18 protein-coding genes are annotated in these 22,491 nt (G+C 76.3%); 7 read left to right on the top strand and 11 right to left on the bottom strand.

Translation table 11 applies throughout. The features are described 5' to 3' along the window. Nucleotides 1-86: 86 nt before the first annotated feature. The 8 genes from ACIOGZ_RS00140 to ACIOGZ_RS00105 all read right to left on the bottom strand — a co-directional run bounded on the left by ACIOGZ_RS00140 (nucleotide 87) and on the right by ACIOGZ_RS00105 (nucleotide 10,083). Nucleotides 87-629: a GNAT family N-acetyltransferase gene (locus ACIOGZ_RS00140; protein WP_400810012.1), complete on the bottom strand. Its 543-nt coding sequence runs from the start codon at nucleotides 627-629 to the stop codon at nucleotides 87-89. A 119-nt stretch (nucleotides 630-748) separates the two neighbouring features. Then, nucleotides 749-2,107: a DUF2252 domain-containing protein gene (locus ACIOGZ_RS00135; RefSeq protein ID WP_363624378.1), complete on the bottom strand. Its 1,359-nt coding sequence runs from the start codon at nucleotides 2,105-2,107 to the stop codon at nucleotides 749-751. Nucleotides 2,108-2,292: 185 nt separating this feature from the next. Beyond that, entirely contained in the window at nucleotides 2,293-3,885 is a 1,593-nt protein-coding gene (locus tag ACIOGZ_RS00130; protein WP_363632572.1) for a multicopper oxidase domain-containing protein, read from the bottom strand. Further along, entirely contained in the window at nucleotides 3,882-4,352 is a 471-nt protein-coding gene (locus ACIOGZ_RS00125; RefSeq protein ID WP_363632571.1) for a hypothetical protein, read from the bottom strand. Before ACIOGZ_RS00125 ends, ACIOGZ_RS00130 begins: the two co-directional genes overlap by 4 nt. 265 nt (nucleotides 4,353-4,617) lie before the next feature. After that, nucleotides 4,618-7,248, bottom strand: a complete 2,631-nt coding sequence (locus ACIOGZ_RS00120) for an ABC transporter permease (RefSeq protein ID WP_400984106.1) — start codon at nucleotides 7,246-7,248, stop codon at nucleotides 4,618-4,620. Between the two features lie 43 nt (nucleotides 7,249-7,291). Next, entirely contained in the window at nucleotides 7,292-8,149 is an 858-nt protein-coding gene (locus ACIOGZ_RS00115) for an ABC transporter ATP-binding protein (protein WP_363588284.1), read from the bottom strand. 151 nt (nucleotides 8,150-8,300) lie between these two features. Continuing rightward, complete coding sequence (locus ACIOGZ_RS00110) at nucleotides 8,301-9,092, bottom strand: aminotransferase class IV (RefSeq protein ID WP_400984104.1); 792 nt, start codon at nucleotides 9,090-9,092, stop codon at nucleotides 8,301-8,303. Then, the gene (locus ACIOGZ_RS00105; protein WP_400984101.1) at nucleotides 9,085-10,083 is read right to left on the bottom strand and encodes a GNAT family N-acetyltransferase; all 999 of its coding nucleotides are present in this window, start codon (nucleotides 10,081-10,083) and stop codon (nucleotides 9,085-9,087) included. Before ACIOGZ_RS00105 ends, ACIOGZ_RS00110 begins: the two co-directional genes overlap by 8 nt. Nucleotides 10,084-10,258: 175 nt before the next feature. Between ACIOGZ_RS00105 and ACIOGZ_RS00100 the strand changes: the two genes are divergently transcribed. The 6 genes from ACIOGZ_RS00100 to ACIOGZ_RS00075 all read left to right on the top strand — a co-directional run bounded on the left by ACIOGZ_RS00100 (nucleotide 10,259) and on the right by ACIOGZ_RS00075 (nucleotide 18,223). After that, nucleotides 10,259-11,695 carry a hypothetical protein gene (locus ACIOGZ_RS00100; protein ID WP_400984098.1) on the top strand — a complete coding sequence of 479 codons (1,437 nt, stop codon included), beginning with the start codon at nucleotides 10,259-10,261 and terminating at the stop codon, nucleotides 11,693-11,695. Beyond that, on the top strand, nucleotides 11,632-12,681 hold the full coding sequence (locus ACIOGZ_RS00095; protein ID WP_363588292.1) for a glycosyltransferase family 4 protein: 1,050 nt from the start codon (nucleotides 11,632-11,634) through the stop codon (nucleotides 12,679-12,681). The genes ACIOGZ_RS00100 and ACIOGZ_RS00095 overlap by 64 nt, the downstream gene beginning before the upstream one ends. Nucleotides 12,682-12,946: 265 nt before the next feature. Beyond that, nucleotides 12,947-13,909 (top strand): thiopeptide-type bacteriocin biosynthesis protein, encoded by a 963-nt coding sequence (locus tag ACIOGZ_RS00090; protein WP_363632563.1) that lies wholly within the window; start codon nucleotides 12,947-12,949, stop codon nucleotides 13,907-13,909. Nucleotide 13,910: 1 nt separating this feature from the next. Continuing rightward, on the top strand, nucleotides 13,911-16,688 hold the full coding sequence (locus ACIOGZ_RS00085) for a lantibiotic dehydratase (RefSeq protein WP_400810024.1): 2,778 nt from the start codon (nucleotides 13,911-13,913) through the stop codon (nucleotides 16,686-16,688). Between the two features lie 12 nt (nucleotides 16,689-16,700). Then, nucleotides 16,701-16,871, top strand: coding sequence for a hypothetical protein (locus tag ACIOGZ_RS00080; protein ID WP_363588297.1), 171 nt, complete (start codon nucleotides 16,701-16,703; stop codon nucleotides 16,869-16,871). 137 nt (nucleotides 16,872-17,008) lie between these two features. Continuing rightward, on the top strand, nucleotides 17,009-18,223 hold the full coding sequence (locus ACIOGZ_RS00075) for a lanthionine synthetase LanC family protein (RefSeq protein WP_363588299.1): 1,215 nt from the start codon (nucleotides 17,009-17,011) through the stop codon (nucleotides 18,221-18,223). Nucleotides 18,224-18,269: 46 nt separating this feature from the next. Here ACIOGZ_RS00075 and ACIOGZ_RS00070 read toward each other — a convergent pair whose 3' ends face one another. Genes ACIOGZ_RS00070 through ACIOGZ_RS00060 form a run of 3 tightly spaced genes read right to left on the bottom strand, consistent with a single transcriptional unit; the run spans nucleotide 18,270 to nucleotide 21,169 of the window. Further along, nucleotides 18,270-18,926 carry a response regulator transcription factor gene (locus ACIOGZ_RS00070; protein ID WP_363632557.1) on the bottom strand — a complete coding sequence of 219 codons (657 nt, stop codon included), beginning with the start codon at nucleotides 18,924-18,926 and terminating at the stop codon, nucleotides 18,270-18,272. Then, nucleotides 18,911-20,221 carry a sensor domain-containing protein gene (locus ACIOGZ_RS00065; protein ID WP_363588303.1) on the bottom strand — a complete coding sequence of 437 codons (1,311 nt, stop codon included), beginning with the start codon at nucleotides 20,219-20,221 and terminating at the stop codon, nucleotides 18,911-18,913. Before ACIOGZ_RS00065 ends, ACIOGZ_RS00070 begins: the two co-directional genes overlap by 16 nt. 9 nt (nucleotides 20,222-20,230) lie before the next feature. Further along, entirely contained in the window at nucleotides 20,231-21,169 is a 939-nt protein-coding gene (locus tag ACIOGZ_RS00060) for a DMT family transporter (protein ID WP_400810028.1), read from the bottom strand. Nucleotides 21,170-21,359: 190 nt separating this feature from the next. On the opposite strand from ACIOGZ_RS00060, the gene ACIOGZ_RS00055 reads away from it, so the two are divergent. Continuing rightward, a complete protein-coding gene (locus ACIOGZ_RS00055; RefSeq protein WP_400984094.1) occupies nucleotides 21,360-22,286 on the top strand; it encodes a LysR family transcriptional regulator in 927 nt (308 codons plus the stop codon). Nucleotides 22,287-22,491 lie beyond the last annotated feature (205 nt).

Here is a 22,491-nt window from a genome sequence, read left to right as displayed (position 1 = left end):
CGCCACTGACAACGGCGCCGAGCCCCGGGACGCGCCCGCCGTCGGCCCGTTCTCGGCCCGCGGTCGGCCCGCCGTCAGCCCGCCGTTCAGCCCGCCCGCTGCTCGCGGCGGAGGCGGAACAGCACGTTGGGACGCAGCGGGCCCTCGGGGGCGGTCGGGTCATCGAAGTCGTCGGCGGGGTCGGACGTCATGCCGAGGCGGCGCATGACGGCCTGCGAGCGGTGGTTGGTCGCGGTGGTGACGGCGAGGATCTCGGGGAGGCCGAGGGTGTCGAAGCCGTGGGCGAGGACGGTGCGGGCCGCCTCGGTGGCGTAGCCGTGGCCCCAGGCGGCGCGGGCGAGGCGCCAGCCGATCTCGACGCCGGTGAAGGGCAGGCCCTCGTCGACCTCGTCGAGGCCGGCCAGGCCGACGAACTCGCCGGTGGCGCGCACCTCGACGGCCAGCCAGCCGTATCCGCGCGCCGCGCTCTCGGCCTCGAAGCGCGCCACCGAGGCGTCGCACTGCTCGCGGGTGAGGACGTCCCCGAGGTGCTCGCGGACTTCGGGGTCGGCGTTCATCGCGGCCCAGGGTGCGAGGTCGGTGTCCCGCCAGGGGCGCAGGAGAAGGCGGTCGGTGCGCAGTTCGGTCATGCGGGCCAGCCAACGCCGACCGCGCCTGCCGGGGCAACCCGTTTTCCGCACCCCCCACCCGCCACCCCGCACCCCCGTACCCCCGGCCCGGAGCGCACCCGCCGGGAGGCGCGCCGTGCTCAGACGCCCGGGGTCGCGACGATCCGGCCGGCGTCGATCGCGGCGAGCAGTTCGGCGTGGTCGAGCGCCGTCTGGTCGGCGTACCGGACGGAGAAGTCGGCGATCGCCTCGGCGAAGGCGTCCGCGCCGCCCAGGTAGCCGGCGATGGCGAGGCGGTCGCCGGTGCGCGCGTGGGCGCGGGCGAGGGTGCGGCCGCACAGGTCGGCGTAGGCGCGCAGGCCGGACGGGGTGAGGTCGGCGACCTCGACCGAGCCCTTCATGTCGCGCAGTTGGCGGCCGTAGAAGTGGCGCCCGGCGGGGCCGGTGGTCCAGCCGAGGAAGATGTCGCTGGCGGCCTGCATGAGGTGCTGGCCGGTGACGACGCGGCGCCCGCCGTGGTGGACGGAGACCTCGGCGTCGACCCGGGTGGGCGGCAGGTGGTCCTCCAGGACGGACCGTCCGGCCTCCTTGAGCTGGAGGAACAGCGGGTCCCGGGTGTCCCGGCCCTCCAGCAGGACGATGTAGCAGCGGGTGCCGACGCTGCCGACACCGACGACCTTCATCGCCGCGTCGACGAAGCGGTAGCGGTCGAGGAGGACGCGACGGTCCTCGGCGAGGGTGGCCCGGTAGTCGCTGAACACCTTGCCGATGTCGAGCAGTTCGTTCTTCTTCAGCGGTTCGATGAGCGGTGGCGCGCTGATGATGCGCCGCTGCCCGTCGCGTTCCTCGGTGAGCTTGCCGAAGGCGTGCAGGCTGGTGCGGCGGCGGGCCTGGGCGAGGTCGGCCTCGGCCTGCTTGCGCTGCCGGGGTTTGCGGAGCGGCGCCAGCAGGTCGCCCGCGTCGATCCGGGAGTACCAGACGTCGAGTTCGCCGAGCCCGGCGAGGCGGCGCATGGCGGTGGCGTAGCCCTGGACGGCGGTGCGGGCGGCGCGGTGGGCGCGGTCCTCGTCCTGTCCGTGGTCGCGGGCGGCGACGGCGATGCTGGCGGCCAGCCGTTTGACGTCCCACTCGAAGGGGCCGGGGTGGGTCTCGTCGAAGTCGTTGACGTCGAAGAGCAGGGCGCGTTCCGGCGAGGCGAACAGACCGAAGTTCACCAGGTGGGCGTCGCCGCACAGTTGGACGGTGAGGCCGGTGTCGGGGACGGCGCCGAGGTCGGCGGCCATGACGGCGGCGGCGCCGCGCAGGTAGGCGAAGGGGGTGTCGGCCATCCGCCCGTAGCGGATCGGCAGCAGCCGGGCGACCCGGTCCTCGCCCTGGCGCACCAGTACCTCGACCGGGTCGGGCCGGTCGGCGGCGGGGATCCACCGCCCGTGGGCGGAGCGGGAGACACGGTCGCGGGCGGCCCGGCCGTGCCGGCGGCGTTCGGCGGGGGTGGTCATGCGCGGCGGCTCCTCGGTCGGCGGGACAGCGGGACAGCGGGTCGGCGGGAGGACGAAACGGCGGGCGGCGGGCGGGGTACGTCTCCCCGCGACGCTAGGCCACGAGTGCCGGAGCGCGCACCGCGCGCCCTCCGACACTCGGCCGACCGGATGAAGCCGACCGAATGAAACCCCCAGGCCCCCGCTCACTGCACGGTGAAGTCCGCCATCATCGCCATGTCCTCGTGCTCCAGGTTGTGGCAGTGCATCATGTACGTCCCCCGGTAGTCGGTGAAGCGCACCAGGACCTCGACCGCCTCGGCCGGACGCAGGTCGACGGTGTCCTTCCAGCCGCCGTCGTACGGGCCCGGGTCGCGACCGTTGCGGCTGAGCACCTGGAACTGGTTGAGGTGGACGTGGACGGGGTGGTGCAGGTCGGAGGTGAAGCGCCACCGCTCGGTGCTGCCGAGGGCGGGCCGGGCGAGGTCGTGGCCGGGCCGGTACAGGTCGCCGTTGATGGTCCAGCCGTAGCTGCCGCTGCGCCGGAAGATGAACTTGCGGGTGACGTCGACGGCGGAGGCGTCCAGTTCCTCGATCGTGGACAGCTTGTCGGGCACGGTCGAGTCGTCGCTGACCTTCTTGCCGGAGACGTCGAAGCGCATCACCTCCGCCGTGCGCCCGCTGCCGAAGAGGTTGAGCAGCCGCACCGAGGTGCCCGGGGCGTAGCGGGAGAAGTCGACGACGATGTCGAAGCGCTCGGCCGGGGCGATCTCCAGCACGTCGTGGGCAACCGGGGCGGCGAGCAGGCCGCCGTCGGAGCCGATCTGGACGAGGGCGTCGCCGCCGGAGGGCTGCGGGTCGAGCCGGAGCCGGTAGGGGCGGGCGTTGGAGGCGTTGAGCAGGCGCAGCCGGTAGCGGGCGCGGTCGACGTCGAGGCGGGGCCAGGGGGCGCCGTTGACGAGGATGACGTCGCCGAGGACGCCGTTCATGTAGTCGTCGGTGACGCCGGGCGAGGCGAGGTCCTCGTCCAGGGCGGGGTAGCGGAAGGAGCCGTCCCCGGCGAAGGAGCGGTCGGCGAGCATCAGCGGGAGGTCGCGGTCGCCGCGCGGCAGCGGCAGGGCGCTCTCCTCGTCGTCGTGGACGAGGTGGAAGCCGGCCAGGCCGCGCCAGACGCCGGGGCCGGTGAAGCCCATCCGGTGGTCGTGGTACCAGAGGGTGGCGGCGCGCTGCTTGCCCGGGTAGGTGTGGGTGCGCTCGCCCTCCGCGGTGCGCCCCGCCTCGTGGCCCATCCCCTGCATGCCGGGCATGTCGGACATCCCCGGCATGCCCGGCGCCCCCCGGCCCGCGCCGGAGGAGCCGACCGGCAGCAGCAGGTCGACGGGGTAGCCGTCGCTGTCGGCCGGGGTGTGGCCGCCGTGCAGGTGGACCACGGACGGCACCGGCAGCTCGTTGCGGTGCTTGACCACCGCCGCCCGGCCGGACCGGGTGACCACCGTCGGCCCGGGGAAGGTGCCGCCGTACGTCCAGGCCTCGGTCCTGACGCCGGGCAGGATCTCCAGCTCGGCGACCCGTTGGGTGATCTCGTAGTAGTCGGCCGTCGCGTCGGTGCGCACCGGCTGGAGCACCGTGGGCACCGGCAGCGGGACCTGGAACGGCTCGGGCAGGTCGAGGCCGCTGCTGAGCAGCCGGCCGGGGTGGCCCTCGGCGAACAGCCGGGCGGCGGCGGGGCCGGCGACGGCGGCCAGCGCGCCCGCGCCGAGGACGGAGGCGCCGACGCCCAGGAACCGGCGACGGTTCACTTGGACACCTCCAGCGGCCCGCCGGGGCGCGGCAGGCGTCCGCTGCCGTCCGGCTCGGGCAGGTGGTCCGCGCGGGCGGGCAGCGGCAGCCGCCAGGCGCCGACCAGCCCGAACAGGACCCCGCTGACCAGCAGCACCCCGAGGGTGACGTGCACGCTGATCGACCGCGCGTAGCCGGCCGCCATCTGGCCGACGACGGCGACGGTCAGCACGGCGGTGGTCCACAGCGGCCAGAGCGGGCCGCGGCCGGGCCGGCGCACCAGCGCGGCCACCACCAGTTGGCAGAGGACCACGGTGGCCAGCGTCATCGCGTTGCCCTCGTGGTCCTTGAGGGACTCGTAGGTGCCGTTGAGGAAGCTGCCGGCCAGCATGACCTGGAGCAGGGCCAGGACCGCCAGGGTGGTCGCGGTGGTGCGCAGCAGGATCAGCGGCCAGCGGGGCGCGGCGGCCGCGGGAGGACTGCTCATGTCGGGCTACTCTCTGCTTCGGCGGGTCGGGCGGGACGGGCGGGGCGGGCGAGAGCGTAGCTGATCCGACATCACGATCAGCTCCAATAAAGGGGTTTGGAGTTTCCCGGCTACCCCATTGCGCCTACTCGGCCCGGCTTTTGTCACCCGTACGAGCGAGGCTCTGGTGTGCCCGTCCAGCGATCCTCGAGCAGGTGCCGCGCATGCTCGAAGGGCCCCGTCCGGCGGTACCGGACGGGGCCCTTCGAGCATGCGCGGGCCTCCGCTACTGCCGGGCGGCGCCCAGTGCCACCGGGCGGGTGCGCAGCAGGGCCCGGGCGGGCAACCCGGTCGCGCCGAGGCAGAGCAGGACGGCTCCGGCGGCCAGCGGCAGGGCGAGCGCCGGCGGGATGTACGGGGAGGAGTTGGCGACGCCCCGGGCGATCGGGACGAGGGCGACCCAGGCGATCCCCCCGCCGATCACCAGGCCGGTCGCGGCGACCAGCAGCGCCTCCCAGCGCATCATGCCGCGCACCTGGCGCCGGGTGGTGCCGGCCAGCCGGAGCAGGGCGACCTCGCGGCGCCGGTCGAGGACGGTCATCACCAGGGTGTTGACGGCGGTGACGGCGGCGAACCCGCCGAGCACGCCGGCCATCACGGTGTTGGCCCAGGCGTTCAGCTCCATCATCTTGTCGGACTGGGCGACGAATCCGGCCCGGTCGGTCACGGTCGCCCCGCCGGGGCCCGCGAGGCCCGCCAGCGCGGCCGCCACCGCCGCGCGGTCGGCGCCCGGCGCGTCGGCGACCAGCACCTGGCTGTCGTACCCGGCGGTGACGTGCCCGGCGACGACCGCCCGGGGCAGCAGCACCTGACCGAAGCCGAGCCCGCGGTCGTAGACGGCGACCACGGCGGGCTGCACCGGGGTGCCGTCGCCGAGCCGCAGCGGCACCCGGTCGCCGACCTTGACGTCCAGGGCGTCGGCCAGCGTGGCGTCCAGGGCGACGGTGTCGGCGGCGCGGCCCAGGTCGGCGAGCGAACCGCTGCGTACGCCCAGGTCGAGCACCCGGGACAGCCGGGCCGGGTCGCCGTCGACGCCGAGCGCGGTGGCGGAGCCGAGCTGCATGTCGTGGGTGTACACGGCGGCGGTGCGCAGCACGCCGACCGCGGCGTCCACACCGGGCACCTTGGCGGCCCGCCCGGCGGTGCCCGCGGGCAGGCCGGGGCCGGTGGAGCCGATCACGTGGTCGGCGACGATGCCGTCCCGCACGTTCGCGCCGGTGGTGTGGCTGATGGTGCTCTGGAGGAACAACAGGGTGCCGCAGAAGGCGGTGACCAGCACGATCGGGGTGATCGCGGAGGCCAGCCGGCGGGCGTTGGCGCGGGTGTTGTCGGCGGCCAGCGAGCCGGGGGCGCCGCCGGCCCGCAGCGGGGCGCCGAACACCGTGGCGGCGACCCGCGCCACCCAGGGGCCGAGCAGCGCGACGGCCAGCATGAAGCACATGACCACGCCGAGCGCGGTGTTGGCGGCGTTGATGCCGTCCAGGGCGGCCGCGAAGGCGGCGGCCACCACGCCGCCGGCGGCGAAGAGCAGCCCGATGACGGTCCGGACCTTGCCGGGGTGGCCCGGTTCGACGGCGGCCGCGCCGAGCGCCTGACCGGGGCGCAGTTTGGCGGGGCGGCGGGCGGCCAGGAAGCCGGCGGTCAGCGCGGCGAGGGTGCAGATGAGGACGGCGGCGAGCATCGGCAGCGGGCCGACGTCCAGCCGCACGCCCTGCGGCACGGCGCCGCGCGAGGTCAGTTCGCCGAACCACCAGCGGGCCAGGGCCAGTCCGGGCAGGATGCCGAGCGCCCCGGCGACCGGCGCGACCAGCATCGCCTCGGTGGCGATGGTGCGGCGGATCTGCCGCGGGGTGGCGCCGATGGCGCGCAGCAGGGCGAACTCGCGGGCGCGCTGGCCGGTGGCCAGGGCGACGGTGCTCATCACGACGAAGATCGCGGTCATGGTGGCGTAGCCGCCGAAGCTGCCGCCGAGCCCTATCAGCAGGGTGCGGGCCTCGCCGATGGCGGGCTGTTCGACGGTGCCGCGGCCGTCGCCGGTGAAGACCTTGGCGCCGCCGCTCTCGGCCTTGGTCTCAAGGCCGAGGGCCGGGGTGCCGGCGGCCTTGGCGTCCGCGGCCCGGGTGTCCGCGGCCTTGGCACCGAGGGCCTGGGCGTCGAGGGCCTGGCGGACCTGCGCGACCAGCGCGGCGCGGTCCACGCCCTCGCGCGGCTGGACGGCGATCGCGTCGATCCGGCCGGGGTGGCCGGAGAGGCGGTCGGCGGTGGCGTCGGCGAACCAGGCGGTGGGGCCGGCCGGTTGGGCGGCGGCCAGGCCGGAGATCCGGTAGTCGCCGGTGCCGCCGGGGGCGGTGAGGGTGAGCTTCGCGCCGGGCGCGAGGTGGGCGGCGCGCGCCGTGTCGGCGTCCAGCACCACCTCGTCGGCGCCGGGCGCACGGCCCTCGACCAGCTGGTCGGCCGGGCCGGCGATGCCGAGCGCGGCGAAGCCCCGGCCGGTCAGGGCGGGGGTGCCGGTGCCGGCCGGCAGCGGGAAGGCGCTGTCCGGGCGGGCGGCGGCGACCCCGGGCAGTGCGGCGATCCGGCCCACCAGGGCGGCGTCCGTCCGGGCCCGCTCGGGGGTGGTCTGCTCCCTGGTCTCGGTGTCGCGGCCGACCTTGGCGGTGATCCGCACCACCGGGTCGGCCGCGACCACCACCGGGGCGCCCGCGTACCGCTGCGGTGCGACGCTCGCGGTCACACCGGTCTGCAGCAGCACACCGCAGGCCACCACCACGGCGGCGCCCAGCAGCAGGGCGACCAGGGTGCCCACGAAGGAGGCGGGTCGAAAGCGCACCGAGGCGCGCGCCAGTCCGTTGCTCATGCCCCTGCCCCGTTCCACTCGTCGATCGGTCCACGCCGCCCGTTCACGCCGCGACCCCCACCGGGCGGGCGGTGAGCGAGACCATCCGGTCGGCGACGGCCTGCGCCTGCGGGTGGTGCAGCTCGTCGACGAGCGCGCCGCCGGCCAGGAACAGCGCCCGGTCGGCGAACGAGGCCGCCACCGGGTCGTGGGTCACCATGACCACCGTCGCGCCCAGGTCGTCCACGGCGCGCCGCAGCAGGCCCAGCACCTCGTGCGCGGTGCGGGTGTCCAGCGCGCCGGTCGGCTCGTCGGCGAACACCACGTCCGGGTCGGTGATCAGCGCGCGGGCGATCGCCACCCGCTGCTGCTGGCCGCCGGAGAGCTGGCCGGGCCGCCGCTTGGCGTGCTCACCGAGGCCGACCTGGGCCAGCAGCTCCCGGGCCCGGGCGCGGTCCTGGCGCTCGCCGGCCAGCCGCTGCGGGAGCAGCACGTTCTGCTCCACCGTCAGCGAGGGCAGCAGGTTGAAGGACTGGAAGACGAAGCCGATCCGGCTGCGGCGCAGCTTGGTGAGCCGGTCCTCGCTCAGCCGGGTGATGTCCTCGCCGCCGAGGCGGATCTCCCCCTGGTCGGGCTTGTCCAGGCCCGCCGCGCACTGCAGGAAGGTCGACTTGCCGGAGCCGGACGGGCCCATCACGGCGGTGAAGCTGCCCCGGGCCAGCGCCAGGTCGATCCCGCGCAGCGCGTGCACGGTCTCGCCGCCGCGGCCGTAGGTGCGGCGCACCCCGCGCAGCTCGATCGCCGGACGGGCGCCCTGCTCGGGGTACGGGCCGCCGCCGTACGCCCCCGTCGCGTACGGGCCGGCGGCGTACGGTCCGGCGGCGTACGGCTCGGTCGATGGGCGGTCGTGGCGGCGTGCCATGGGTGGGCCTTCCCTCGGGGATCGTCGGTGGTCGTCGACGGGTTCCACGCTAGAAAAGGCCAGGCCGGCGGACCATGGAGGCCGCTGGCGGACCGGGGGTGGGGATATCCCCACCCCCCTCCGGGGGCCTGCGGGCCCGCGCCGGGCGGGCTCACACCGGGTCGGCGGTGATCTCCCCGTAGGCGGTGGCGAGTTCGGCGAGCACGGGGTGCGCCGGGTCGAAGGCCGTACCGTCGACTGCTGCCAGCGGCCGGACGCCGACGCCCGCGTTCGCCGCGAACGCCGCCGTGAAGCGGCCCAGCCCGGACGCGTCCACCCGCTCGCGCGACTGCGGCCCGCCGTACGCGCCGGCCAGCAGCGCGGCGGTCACCCCGGGCAGGCTCGGGCCGTCCGGCCAGACCAGTCGGCGGCCGTCGAGGAAGCCGACGTTCCAGGTGGCGCCCTCGACCACCCCGCCGCCGTCCGGATCCACCAGCAGGACGTCGTCGTAGCCGTCGAGTTGGGCCCGCCTGCGGTGGTGGACCAGGCCGAACAGGCCGACGTGCTTCACCTCCGGCAGCTCCCGCCGGTACCCGACCGTGCGCACCCGCAGCGGGCCCGGCGCCGCTGCCGCCGCCGGGCGGGTGGTCGGCAGCAGCCGGGGCATCGCCGGGGCACCGGGGCGTTCCAGGCCGAGCTCCGGGTCGTACACCGTCACCCGGACGATCACCGGCGCGCCGTCGGCGGGCAGCACCGCGCGGATCCGCTCCCGCACCGCCTCCCGGTCCAACTCGGCGGCGAACAGCACCCGGCAGTCCCGGACCAACCGGTCCAGGTGCAGCGCCAGGCCCCGGACCCGGCCCGCCTCGGCGCGCAGGGTGGTGAAGTGCCCGTAGTTCAGCAGCCCCAGTGCGGCCAGCCGCGCCGGGTCGGCCGGCGCGCCGTCGATCTCGATCTCAGCCATCCCCCGAGTCTGCCAGCCCCGGCGCCGCCGCCACCGGGGCCTCCGCTCTCAGCGCCGGTGCCGGGGGCGGGGTCGGGGTTTCAGACGCCGCCACCGCCGGGCGATACGGACTGACCACCTGGCGGCCCGCCGCCAGGGCCAGCTGCTCGAAGTGCTCGATCTTGTAGGCCAGCCCCTCCGGCTCCCCGGCGTCCGACCACCGCCACGCCTCCGCCCACCACTGCGGGCCGCGCACCAGCGGCCGGCCCGCGAGCGCCAGGTGCAGCGCCAGCGTCGAACGCGCGTACTCGTGCACCCAGCCGTCGGCCGCCCGGTAGTCGGGCGTCTCGTCCAGCCGCAGCCAGCGACCCTCGCAGCCGGCAGCGAGCATCGGCACCCAGCCCCACCCCCGGTCCGCGACCAGCAGGTGCAGCCAGCCGCCCTCCTCGCACACCCGGTACGGCGGGAGCTGCGGCATCCGGGCCAGGGCCAGCGAACGCTTCCAGCCGACCACCCAGAGGCCGCGGCGCAGGTAGTAGCGGACGGTGTGCTGCCAGGCCCAGTGCGCCTCCAGCCGGAAGCCGGGCAGGCCCTCCGCGGCGGACGCCGCGTACACCTCGTCCAGCGCCCCGGCGGCCAGCCCCCGGCCACGCGCCTCCGGGATCAAGTAGAGGGAGGAGACGGCGAGTTGGCCGGGTCCCTTGGTCCAGTTGTCCACCGCCACCGTGCCGGCCGCGGCTCCGTCCTCGTCCAGCACCCAGTAGCGGCGCCGGTACAGCTCGCCGCCGGGCCACTCCCGGCCGCTCTCCCCCAGCCGCTCGCGCCACCGGCGCTCGGCCTCCGGCGTCAGCTCGTCCGGGGCCACCAGCTCCCCCAGCTCACCTTCCACCAGGGACGCCAAGTCCCAGAGGGCGAACCGCCGTTCGTCCCCCTCGGCGACCGCCCGCAGCCGCGGCCCCGCCGCCAGCCGGTCCTGCGCCCGCTCCACTGCCGCATCCCACGACCTCACCACGCCGACACGATAGCGGGAGCGCGGGCACTTTCCGTAATCCGACGAACACCGAACGTCAGATCGGATACGAAGGTCGCCGGGCGACGGCCCCGACGGATGGTAGGGGAAACCCGACCAGAGGACTCGACCTGACCGTGATGACCAGGCTGACCTGCGACGATGCAATGAACGGGTGATGAATCGGCACGACTCCCCAGACCGGCGACACGCCGCCGCGTGGTGCGGCGGATGGCTCCTCGCGGCCGGATGGGCCGGGGCCTTCCCACTGCTCTCCGACCTCGGCCCGCACCGCACCTGGGGCACCTGCGCCGCCGTCGGCTACCTGCTGGCGGCGCTCGCCGCCCTCCTGCCGACGCGCCGGGGCCGGCCGCTGTCCATCGCCCTCGCACTCACCGGGGCCGTCGCCGTGCCGCTGCTCGCCCTCGTGCTGACCAGCCGGGGGCAGAGCGAGGTCGGGGTGATCGAACGCTCCGGGGCCCTGCTGCTGCACACCGGAACGCCGTACCTCGCCGAGCCCCGGACGGTGGCCGAGTACACCCCGTACCTGCCCGGAATGGCGATCCTCGGACTCCCCCGGGCCCTGCTCGACGGACTGCCGCTCGGCGGCCTGTCACTCGACGGCCTGTCACTCGGCGGTCTGCCGCTCGCCCGGGTGGCGGGCGACGCACGGCTCTGGTGCGCGGCCGCGTTCCTCGCCTGCCTGCTGCGCTCCGCGCCCGCCGGGCGGCGGACCGCCCTCGCCGCACTGACCGCCTCGCCCGTCGTCGCGCTGCCGCTCTGCGTCAGCGGCGTCGACCTGCCGATGACCGGCCTCTGCTGGCTCGCCCTCACCCTCGCCGCCCGACGGCGCCCCGCCCCCGCCGGACTGGCCCTCGCCGCCGCCTGCTCGCTCAAGTGGACGGCCTGGCCGGCCGTCGCCGTGGTCACCGCGCTGCTCGCCGCCACCGCCGGACGGCGCCCCGCCCTGCGCGCCGCCGCCGTCGCGGTGGGCGGCACGGCCCTGCTCGTCCTGCCCGGCGCCCTGCGCTCGCCCGGGCCGATGCTCCACCAGGTGTTCGCCTTCCCCACCGGCCGCGGCGACCTGCCCACCCCCGCCGCCAGCCCGCTGCCCGGACGGCTGCTCGCCGACCTCGGCCCGCCCGGCTGGTACGCGGCCGTCGGCCTGCTGCTGCTCGCCGCAGCCGCCCTCGCGGCCTCCCTGCTCACCCACCCGCCCCGGCACGCGGCGGACGCCGCCGACCGGCTCGCCCTCGGGCTCGCCCTGGCCTTCCTGCTCGCCCCCGCCGGGCGGTTCGGCTACCTCGCGCTGCCGGTCCTCCTCGTCCTGCTCGCCCGGGTCCTCCCGCCGGCCCTCCCCGTCTCCCCCGCTCCGAGCCCCTCCCCGACGCCTCCTCCGATCCCTTCCCCGGCCGCTTCTCCGACACCGAACCGAGGTCCCACCCGCCCATGGGCAGCACACTCATCGTCACGAACGACTTCCCGCCCCGCCAAGGCGGCATCGAAACCTTCGTCCACGCCCTGGCCACCCGGCTGCCCCACTCCGACGTCGTGGTCTACACCTCCGCCGAACCGGGCGCCGATCGGCACGACGCCGCTCTCCCCTTCCCGGTGATCCGCGACCGGGCCCGCACCCTGCTGCCCACCGCCCGGGCCACCCGCCGCGCCGCCGAGATCGCCCGTGCCCACGGCTGCGACCGGGTCTGGTTCGGCGCCGCCGCCCCGCTCGCCGCGATGACCCCAGGCCTGCTCCGCCAGGCCGACGGCATCCGCCGCACCGTCGCCACCACCCACGGCCACGAGATCTGGTGGGCCCGCACCCCCGGCGCCCGCCGCCTGCTGCGCCGGATAGGCCGCAGCGTCGACGTCGTCACCTACCTCGGCGAGTACACCCGCGCCCGGATCGCCCCCGCCCTCGGCCCGGACGCCCGGCTGGCGCGCCTCGTCCCCGGCGTGGACCCGGACCGCTTCCGGCCCGGTGCCGAGGGCGCCCGGCGGGCCCGCACCGGGCCGGTGATCCTCTGCGTCGCCCGGCTCGTCCCGCGCAAGGGGCAGGACGTCCTGATCCGGGCCCTGCCGGCGATCCGCCGGGCCGTCCCCGGCGCCGTCCTCGTCCTCGTCGGCCAGGGCCCGTACGAGGACCGTCTGCGCGCGCTCGCCCACCGGTGCACCGAGCCCGGCAGCGTCGAATTCGCCGGCGGTCTCGACCACGCGGCCACCGCCGCCCACTACGCCGAGGCCGACGTCTTCGCCATGCCGTGCCGCACCCGCCGGGCCGGCCTCGAAGCCGAAGGCCTCGGCATCGTCTACCTGGAAGCGGCCGCCGCCGCCCTGCCCGTCGTCGCCGGCCGCTCCGGCGGCGCCCCCGACACCGTCCTCGACGGCGTCACCGGCACCGTCGTCGACGGGCGCGACCCGGCCGACGTGGCCGCCGCCCTCACCCGCCTCCTCCTCGCCCCGCCGGCGGACCGCGCCCGGATGGGCGCCGCCGGCCGCGACTGGGCCGCCACCCACTGGTCCTGGACCGCCTCCGCCCACCGCCTCGCCCACCTGCTCGACCCCACCCGGTCCGTCACCGGCGCTCCCGCCGAGCTCCCCTGACACTTTCGGACCCGCCAACGCCGTTTTTTTCAATGGGAGTTCGAGCAGAAGTGACACCCACTCACCAACATGCGGGCGATCATCGAGTCAGGGGGGGGCGAAGGCTTCAGAATCCGCCCGCAGGATGCGCCTTCAGCGCGCGAAGTCCCGTACGCGCAGCGGGCGCACCCTTTTTCATCATATGAATATTTGCCTTCCGTTTTTCAATCCGACCGAATGGTGGAAACCCCAGGAGTAGAGCCGGAATCACGAGGAGGTGGGCACCATGGTGGAGGTCGAACGATTGCTGGCCGACTGCCTCCGGGACGCTCGCGACATTCCGTGGGGAACGGTACCGGTCGATTCCGCGGGCCCCGAGTACGAGACCGCGCGCCGCGCGTTCCTGACGGCCGGGCTGTCCGCGCTGCGCGACGACCGGCCCGAGGACGGCTGGGTGCAGATCAACCTCGCGCCGGGCCCGGCCACTTGGCACCGGACGTACCGCGCCGTCGCAGACACGGCCCGCGACCTGATCTCCGCCGGCGCGGCGCGCTCCTTCTTCTTCATGCACAAACCGCCCGGCCTCCGGGTCCGGTTCGAGGCGGGCCGGTCCGATGTCGGGGCACTGCGCGAGGAACTGACGCGCCGCTTCCGCGCGGTGGACGGACAGCCGCAACCGCCGCTGTGCGGGCGGTACGAGCCGGAGACCTACCTCTTCGGCGGCCCGCGATCGATGCGGCACGTCCACGACCTGTTCACGGTGGATTCCCTGGCCTGGCTCGATCACCACGACACCGTCGCGGCACCGGGCCGACCGGAGGCGGTCGCGGACTGGCGGTTGTCCCTGTACCTCCTCGGTGAACTCCTCGACGGCCTCGGCATCGTCGGCTGGGAGCACCGCGGGGTCTGGCAGGTGCTCCAGGACGACGCCGGCCGCAGGCTGGGCACCGAGCCCGACGAGGACACCCGGCGCGCCGCCGCGGGCATCCTCGCGGCCTGGCGAGCCGGCGGACGGAGCCTGCTCGATCCGCTGCCGCCGCAACGGCGGGCGGCGGTCGAGGTGCACGGGGACGCCGTGCGCCGGGCCGCCGAGGGCTGGCGCACCGGCTACTTCGAGTCCGGTGAAGCGGTGATCGGCCCGCGCCGCGCCGCCGCCCACTACGTCGTCTTCCACTGGAACCGGGGGCGGTTCTCCCTGGCCCGGCAGAGCCTGCTGACCCACGCGCTCACCGGTGACGGGAGGTCCTGACGTGGACGAGGACCGGGAACTGGGCGCTGCGGCGCTGCTCCGCGTGGCCGGCATGCCCTTGGCAGCGTGGGCGGCGGCGGGCAACCCGGAGCTGTTCGCACAGGTCGCCGACCACGCCCGACGGGACGAACGGCGGGCGGAGCACGCCCGCCGACTGGCCGAGCAGCTGGGCATCGTGGTCGTGCCGCACCCCGCCCTCACCGCCGCCGACCGCCGCGCCGTGCTGGCCGTGCGCCGTCGGCTGCACTCCGGCGCCGCACCGGGCCCGGCCGACTGCGGGCTGCTGGGGCGGCTGCCCGCCGCCGGCGGCCTCGTCGCGGACGCCGCACGGCTGTCCGGCGAGGCCGAGTCGGCGGCCGTCGCCCTGCGGCGGCTGGAGGCCGCGGTGGCGGCCGAGCGCGAGCGCGTGGGCGCCCTGGGCTGGTCCCTGGTGTGCGCGTCGCCCGTCATGCGGGCCTTCCTGGACGAGGTGGAGCCCGGAGCGGCCGCAGACGTGGCCGGCCGGCTGGCCGCGGGCGAGTCCTGGAGCGGGAAGCGGCTGCGCAAACGGGCGGCATACGTGTGGCGGGCGCTCGGTCGGGCCGCGGCGAAGACCACCCCGCGCGGCTGGGTCGGCCAGGTCATCCTGCTGCCGGTCACCCCGACGGGCGCGAACGGCGGCGGGAACGGCGGCGGGAACGATGACGGGAACGGCGGCGGGGCCGACGGCACCCTGCTGCGGCTCGTCCCGCCGGGCACGACCCTCGGCGAGGTGGCGGCCCAGGCCGTGGAGAACGTCCACGGGGTGCGGGCCCGGCTCGGCGCCCTGGACCTGCGGGCGGCGGACCCGGCCACGGTGCTGGCCCTGGCTCCGCTGCACTTCCCCCAGCCGGCGGGCACCGCACCGGGCGCCGGCGTCCTGCGCTGCTGGGTGACCGACCCGCACGACCGGGGCCGGTTGCGGCAGGTCGACCTGCGGCGCTCCCTCCCCCTGGATCACGTGCTGGCTCAACTGGCCGGCGGCCCTCGCCCGTTGGGCGACCTCGAAGCGGCTCTGCTGGGCACGGCGACGACCGTCGCAGCGGCGGCCGGGGCGGCGGCTTCCGCCCCCACGGTGCTGCGCGGCTTCCTCGCGCACCTGCTCGGACTCGGCGTGCTCCAGGCCTGCGCGGCCCCGCGCCGCCGCACCACGGGCTGGCTCGCCGCCGAGGACGTCCACGCGCGCGGCACCCTTCCGCAACCGGCGCCTCCTCCGACACCTGCACCGAGCGCCAATTCCGCCGCACCCGCGCCCATACCCGCCCCCGCCCCCGCGTCGGCGCTCCGCACCACCGGCTCCGCCGCCCCCGCCGACGACTCCCGGCCGTGGTTCACCGACTCCTACCGCACCATAGCCTCGGCCGTCTCCGGAGCGGCCGCCCGCCAGGTGCAGCAGGGCCTCGGCACCGCCGCCCGCGTGGCGTGGCTGCGGGAGGCCGACCGGCTCGCGGGGCCGGACCCGCACCGGCTGCCGGCCGAGCTCGCGGAGCTCACCGAACGGCCGTGCCCGCTCGGCGAGATCCTCGCGCGCCACCTGCCCGACGGCAGCTGCCCGCCGCCGCCTCAGCCCCCGCGCCGGTACGCGGGCTGGCACCCCGCCGAGACCTCCGGGTCCGGCTACGCCGGGCTGCTGGCCCACCTGTCCGCCCGGGCCGGCAGCGGACCGGTGGACCTGGACGACGACCTGCTGGACATCCTCGGGGCGCCCCCGGCCGCGACCGCGCTGCCACCCTGGCCCCTGGACTGCCTGCTGCGTCCGCTGCCGGGCCCCGGACCGGTCGCGGTACTGGAGACCGCCTCACCGGCGGGCGTGCTGGACGCCCGGTTCGCCGACGCGCTCCACACCCTGCACGGCGGCTACGACAACCTCCGGAGCTACCGGGCCTTCCTCGCCTCCGTCGAGCGGCTGTCCGGGGCCCGCTTCGTCGAACTGCTGGTGCCGCCGCTGGCCGGACGCGCCGCCAACGCCGTACGGCGGCCGGTCATCACCGGCTGGTGGACGGGCGATCCCGATCCCCTGCCGTACCAGGGAGCGGACGGCCTGACGGCCCGCTACCTGCCGCTGGAGCGCATCACCCTGCGACGGGTCGGCCCGCGGATCATCGCCGAGGCCGACGGGTGCCGGCTGCTGCCCGTCCACCACGCCACCCGTACGCCCCTGCCCCCGTACGACGTCCTGGTCCGGCTGCTGCTGGCCGCCGGCCACCCGGCGGGCTCGCGCCTGATCCGCCTGGACGGCCTGGCCGAGGCGTTCCCCGACACGGACCGACTGCCCCGGGTGACCGTCGGCGGCGGCGCCCTGGTCATCAGCCCCGCGGTCTGGCGCGTGCCGCCGGCCCAGCTGTGGCGGCCCGGCGACGGCGACCTGACCAAGGTGCGCGCCCTCGCCGCCCTCGGGCGCTCCGCCGGACTGCCGCGCTTCGCGTTCGTCCGGGCCGTACCCCAGCCGAAACCGGTGCCCGTGGACTTCGCGGCGCTGACCGCCGTCGCCCTGCTGGAGCGGATCTGCGCGCGCCACCCCGGTGCGGACCTGCTGGTCGAGGAGATGCTTCCCGACCCGGGCGGCCTGCTGCTCCACGACCCCGTGCACGGCGGTGCCGCCGTCGCCGCCCAACTGCTGCTCAGACTTCCGTTCGACCAGGGCGCCGAGGAACTCGCGGAGCCCGCCGCCGCCGCACTGCGCGGCGAACCCGACGTCCCCGGTGCGCCCGCCCCTCGCGGGCGGGCCACCGGGGCGGTCTCCACCCATCACCGCTCCTGAAGGAGGACAACCATGCCCGACATCACGGCGCTCACCGACCTCGACGCCCTCATCGGCGACCTGGACGCGCGCATCACCGAGACCACCCTGCCGACCCCCGAGGCCAGCAGCGGCGGCTGCAGCGGCGTCTGCACCGTCCTGATCTGCGACACGGTGCTGCTCTGTAGCGGCGTGTTCTGCTGATCTCCCGTCAGGCCGTCCGAGGGCACGCCCTCGGACGGCCACCCGGACAGCGGCCCCTGACGGCCGCCACCACCGGCACTCCGCCCGGCCCCTCCAGGCCGGGCGGAGTGCCGACCCGTCGTTCCCGAGGAGCCACCGTGCCGCAGCACACCGCGAACGCCGAGGACACCGGCACCGCCGTCACCGGACTCGCCGTCCGGCTCCTCGACGCCTGGTCCGCCCGGCCCCGCGAGAGCCCGGCGGTCGCCGAGCACCCCTCCGATCCGGGCATCCCCGTCCTGGCCGCCCTGCTGCACACCACCGGGGGGCCGGAGGCCGAACGGTCCGCGGCCCGTGCCGTGGCGGTGTGGGCCCGCACCGCCGGCCAGGGGCCGGGCCACTGCGGGCTGTACGACGGCGGACTGGCCGGAACGCTGGCGGGCCTGCGGCTGGGAGCCCGGGTGCTCCCGGGGCTGCATCCGGTCGCCGACCGGCTCCGCGACCACCTGGTCCGCACCGCGCCGGCCCTCACCTGGCGCTGCGAACAGGTCGCCTTCCCGGACTACGACCTCATCGTCGGCCCCTCCGGCACCCTGCTCGCCCTGAGCACGGGCACCCGCCCGACACCGGCCCAACTCGGCCCGTACGCCGACCACCTGGCCCGGCTGTGCGACGCCGACGAGCTGCCCCGGCTGCGGACGGGGCAGTACGCCGGCCACCCGCACCTGGGCTGGCTCGACGGACGGATCAACACCGGCACGGGCCACGGCGCCGCAGGAGTCGTCGTCGCACTCACCGCAGCCGTACGCCACCTCGGACCGCACCCCGACCTGACCCCCGCCCTGCGCCGCGCGACCGGGTGGCTGATGCGGCAGTCCTTCGACGACGCCCGCTCCATCCGCACCTGGGACGGCGCCGGGCTCGACGGCCCGCCGCCCGCCGGAGCGCGCGCCCGCCAGGCCTGGTGCTACGGCACCCCCGGAGTGTCCTGGGCGCTGTGGGACGCGGCCGACGCGACGGGCGACCGGGAGGCGGCCACCTGGGCCGCAGCGGCCTTCAGCACGCTCGCCGAACGGTACGACGACCGGTTCCACCTCTTCGGCGACCGCGCGAGCGACCTGCTGGCCCTGTGCCACGGCGCCTCGGGCGTGCTGGCGGTGGCCGACGCCTTCGCCCACCACGCCGGCCTGCCCGCCGCGACCGCGCTGAAGGCCCGTCTGCTCGCCCACCTCAGGGCCCGCCTGCCCGAGGTGGAGGCCCTGGGCGCGGAGGGGATGGGCCTGCTCGGGGGCGCGGCCGGCCCGCTGTGCGCCCTGCTCACCGCAGGCCACGACGCCTCACGGGCCTGGCTGCCCTGTCTCGGTCTGCGCTGAGCCACCGACGCCTGTTGTCGGACCCGAGCCTGTTGTCGGACCCGCCCTACGCCTCCCGGAGGTGGGCCAGGACGGCGAGGACGCGGCGGTTGCCTTCGGTGGGGTCGAGGTCGAGCTTCATGAAGATGTTGCCGCAGTGTTTGACCACCGAGGCCTCGGTGATGGTGAGCCGGGTGGCGATGGCCTGGTTGTTGAGGCCCTCGGCCATGAGGGCGAGGACTTCGCGTTCGCGGGGGGTCAGGCGGGTGAGGGGGCGGTCGGCGGACTGCTGGCGCAGCAGGACGCGGACCACGTCGGGGTCGATGACGGTCTCGCCGGCGGCGACCCGGCGCAGGGCGTCGAGGAAGTCGGCGACGTCGCCGACGCGGTCCTTCAGGAGGTAGCCGAGGCCGGCGGGTTGGGCGCCGGCGGCGGCGAGCAGGCGCGTGGCGTACGGGGTGGCGACGTACTGGGAGAGCACCAGGACGGGCAGGCCCGGGTGGTGTTCGCGCAGGTCGAGGGCGGCGCGCAGGCCCTCGTCGGAGAAGTCGGGCGGCATCCGGACGTCGGTGATGACGGCGTCGGGCCGTTCGGTGTCGACGGCGGCGGCGAGGGCGCGGGCGTCGCCGACGGCGGCGGTCACCCGGTGGCCGCCGAGGGTGAGGAGTTCGACGAGTCCGGCGCGCAGCAGGACGGCGTCCTCGGCGATCACGATCCGGAGCACGGGACCTCCAGCCGCAGCGTGGTCGGGCCGCCCGTCGGGCTGGTCACCATGAGCCGTCCTTTCAGGAGTGCCACCCGGTCGGCGAGTCCGCGCAGTCCGGCCCCGGCGGCCGGGTCCGCCCCGCCGTGGCCGTCGTCGGTCACCTGGAGCACCAGCCGGCCGTCGGCGATGCGCCCGCTGACGGTGATCGCGGCGGCGCCGCTGTGCTTGGCGGCGTTGGTGAGCGCTTCGGTGACGGTGAAGTAGGCGGTGGTCTCGACGGGGGCGGGCAGCCGGCCGGGGAGGTCGAAGTCGGACCGGACCGGGATGGGGTGGCGCAGCGCGACCTCGGCGACGGCGGCGGCGAGGCCGTGGTCGGTGAGCACCTGGGGGTGGATGCCGCGGACCAGGCCGCGCAGTTGTTCCAGGGCCTGCCGGGCTTCGCCGCGGGCCCGGGCGACCAGGGCGGTGGCCCGGTCGCCGGACTGGGCGCTGCCGTCGCGCAGCGCGTGGTCGGCGAGGCCGAGGGTCATGCTGAGCGCGACGAGCTGCTGTTGGGCGCCGTCGTGCAGGTCGCGTTCGATGCGGCGGCGTTCGGCTTCGAAGGCGTCGGCGAGCCGGGCCCGGGAGCGGGTGAGTTCGAGGACCTGTCGGCCGGTGTCCTCCTCGCGGGGCCCGAGCAGGAGGCGGGCGAGGGCCACCTGGGCGGCGGTCAGCAGGGCCCCGGCGTAGGCGCAGAGGAGGAGCCCGGCGAGCCCGGCGGCGCTGAACGGCAGGGCGGCGAGCGGCCCGGACACCGCCCTGCCGGGAATGATCATGACGGTTTCGGGAGCCAGCGCCCAGACGATCACCGGGGAGGCGACCAGGGCGCCGGAGAACAGCAGCGCGGCGCTGAAGCCGAGCGCGGCGGCGGCGAGGGCCGTGGCGGTGAGCGCGGTGTGGGCCAGTTCGCGCCAGGTGGCGCGCTCGCGCAGGCGGGTCCGCAGCCGGGCGCGGCGGCCGGCGCCGGGCAGCGGGCGGTGCGGGTCGGGCAGCGGTACCGGCTCGACCAGCCGCAGCCGTCGGCGTTCGAGGGCGGCGGCGGGGAGGCCCGCGAGGGCCAGGGCGAGGAGGACCGGCAGTCCGACCCCGACCACGGACAGGCCCAGACCGAGCACCAGCAGCACCGTCAGGGCAGCCAGCAGCAGCGGGCCGAGCAGCGCGCCGCCGAGCAGGTAGGCCCAGCAGCGCGGCACCCACGGGGTGACGGGGAAGTGCAGCGGGTGGGCTCGCAGCGCGGCCCAGACGGCCGTCGGCTGCTGCTCCTCCTCGTTCACCCGGTCACTCTAACGAACCCTCTGACCAGGCCTCGGGGCGTCAGGCGTGGAGACGGCGGAGCCGGCCGGGCGGAGTGCGGGCCGGGGGCGGGTCAGGGCGACGGCGGCGATCACCAGGACGCCGCCGGCCAGGGCGTTCCAGCCGACGGGCTCGGCGAGGAAGGCCGCGCCGAGGGCCGTGGACCACAGCGGCATGACGTAGGTGACGGCGGAGGCCACCGCGGTGCCGGCCGTGCGGACCAGCCCGAGGTTGAGCAGGTACGCGAGGCCGGTGCCGACCGCACCCAGCACCAGCAGGGCTCCGGCCGCGCCCGCCCCCGGCCAGTGCGGGGCGCCCGCGGCGAACGGCGCGACGGCGGCCAGCTCGGCGGTGGCGCAGGCGATCTGGACGGCTGAGAGGGTGACCACCGACTCCGGCCGGCCGGAGAGGAAGCGGCGCAGGTAGGTGAAGCCCGCGCCGTAGCAGCAGGCCGCGGCCAGGCAGGCGAGGCCGCCGGCGGCCTCGCCGGAGCCGATGCCGCGCCAGACCCCGAGCACGGTGAGCACGCCGACGAAGCCGAGGGCGAGTCCGGAGAGCCGACGGGCGCCGGGGCGGCGCTCCTCGGCGACGATGAGGACGGCGAACAGCAGGGTGAACAGCGGGGTGGTCGCGTTCATCACCCCGGCGAGGACGGAGCTGACCCGGGTCTCGCCGAACGAGAACAGCGTGAACGGCACGGTGTTGAGGAGCACCGCGACCACGGCGGAGTGCCCCCAGAGCGCGCGGTCGCGGGGGACGCGCTCGCGGCGCAGCACGAGGATCGCCCACAGCGTGACCGCCCCGAGGGCGCAGCGCCACAGCGCCACCCACAGCGGCGGCACCCCCGCCTCCACCGCCACCTTGATCAGCGCGAAGCTCGCGCCCCAGATCGCCGACAGCGCCACGAAGCCCGGCAACCAGCGCCGCACCCGGATCACCTCCACCTTCGTCCCGTTGGTTCCGTGTCGGGTTCCGTCCCGGTCCCGCCCAGGGTCCAGTCTCGGGTCCCGCCTCGGGTCCCGCCTCGGGTCCCGCCTCGGGTCCCGTCTGGACAGAGGGTGGCCCGGTGGCAGAGCATGAGTCCAACAAGTGGCAGTGCCGGATGGATGAGGAAGTCTCATGGCCTCGGAGGTCAACCTGGCCCAGCTGAGGGCACTGGTCGCGGTCGCCGACACCGGTGGGTTCGGCGCGGCCGCCGACGAACTGGGCATCAGCCAGTCCGCCGTCTCGCACGCCGTCGCCGCGCTGGAGCGGACCCTCGGCGCGCCCGTCCTGCTGCGCGGCACCCCGGCCCGGCCCACTCCCCTGGGCGAGCAGGTCCTCCCCCACGCCCGCACCGCCGTCGCCTCCGCAGCCGCCGTGCGCGCCATCGCCACCCGGCACTCCGGCGGCCCCGTCGGGACCGTACGGCTCGCCGCGCCGACCACCGTCTGCCAGGCGCTGCTGCCCGGGCTGCTCCGGGACTGGAAGGCCGCCTACCCGCAGGTCACCGTCCGGGTCTTCGAGGGCGAGGACGACGAGCTCGCCACCTGGCTGGAGGCGGGCACCGTCGACGCCGCCGTCCTGGTCGACGCCGGGCCGCTCCCGCCCGGGGCGGTCGCGCTCGGGGCCGACTCCATGCACGCGCTGCTGCGCCGCGACCACCCCCTCGCCGGGCAGGAGACCATCCATGTCGCCGACCTGGAGGACGACGACTTCCTGCTCTCCGAGGGCGGCTGCGAACGCCACATCCGCGAGGCCTTCCGCCGGGCCGGCACCCGCTTCACCCCCCGGCACCGCATCCGCGACCTCAACACGCTCATCGGCATGGTGCACGCGGGCGTCGGGGTCTCGGTGATGCCCGCGCTGGCGCTGACCATGCTCCCGGCCGACTGCGTGCTCGTCCCGATCCGGCCGGCCGTCCACCGCACGCTCACGCTCACCGGGCCGACCAGCCGGCCGTGGTCGCCGGCGGTCGGCGGGCTGCTGGCGGCGGTGGGCGCCGCGCAGGGGGCGGGGGTCGCACAGGGGGCGGGGGCCGGGGTCCGCGTGGCGGCGCGCGCCTGACGGGGAGCCCGTCCGGCGCCCGGCCCACCGCCGGCGCCGGACCCCGGCTTGACCATTTCGGGGTTGACCGCCCTTCCTCGACAGGTCTATACCAGTGACAGCCTTCGGCAACTACCCCCTGCCGGAGGCCCGTTCGGTCTGCGCGCCACCCCCACCTCCGGCGTGAGCAGCCCCTCCCCCACTGCCGTCCCGCCTGGAAAGGCCC

Origin of the sequence: Kitasatospora sp. NPDC088160 (assembly GCF_044741445.1) — a bacterium.
In the GTDB taxonomy this organism is placed as follows: domain Bacteria; phylum Actinomycetota; class Actinomycetes; order Streptomycetales; family Streptomycetaceae; genus Kitasatospora.
The sequence above is the reverse complement of the archived record's forward strand: the minus strand, read 5'-3'. Positions and strand labels throughout refer to the sequence as shown.

Excerpts from the sequence above, each read along its gene's own strand:
- ACIOGZ_RS00125 (WP_363632571.1), bottom strand. The coding sequence starts at position 4,352 with ATGAGCAGTCCTCCCGCGGCCGCCGCGCCCCGCTGGCCGCTGATCCTG.
- ACIOGZ_RS00140 (WP_400810012.1), bottom strand. The coding sequence starts at position 629 with ATGACCGAACTGCGCACCGACCGCCTTCTCCTGCGCCCCTGGCGGGAC.
- ACIOGZ_RS00080 (WP_363588297.1), top strand. The coding sequence starts at position 16,701 with ATGCCCGACATCACGGCGCTCACCGACCTCGACGCCCTCATCGGCGAC.
- ACIOGZ_RS00100 (WP_400984098.1), top strand. The coding sequence starts at position 10,259 with ATGAATCGGCACGACTCCCCAGACCGGCGACACGCCGCCGCGTGGTGC.
- ACIOGZ_RS00120 (WP_400984106.1), bottom strand. The coding sequence starts at position 7,248 with ATGAGCAACGGACTGGCGCGCGCCTCGGTGCGCTTTCGACCCGCCTCC.
- ACIOGZ_RS00135 (WP_363624378.1), bottom strand. The coding sequence starts at position 2,107 with ATGACCACCCCCGCCGAACGCCGCCGGCACGGCCGGGCCGCCCGCGAC.
- ACIOGZ_RS00055 (WP_400984094.1), top strand. The coding sequence starts at position 21,360 with ATGGCCTCGGAGGTCAACCTGGCCCAGCTGAGGGCACTGGTCGCGGTC.
- ACIOGZ_RS00090 (WP_363632563.1), top strand. The coding sequence starts at position 12,947 with ATGGTGGAGGTCGAACGATTGCTGGCCGACTGCCTCCGGGACGCTCGC.
- ACIOGZ_RS00115 (WP_363588284.1), bottom strand. The coding sequence starts at position 8,149 with ATGGCACGCCGCCACGACCGCCCATCGACCGAGCCGTACGCCGCCGGA.
- ACIOGZ_RS00110 (WP_400984104.1), bottom strand. The coding sequence starts at position 9,092 with ATGGCTGAGATCGAGATCGACGGCGCGCCGGCCGACCCGGCGCGGCTG.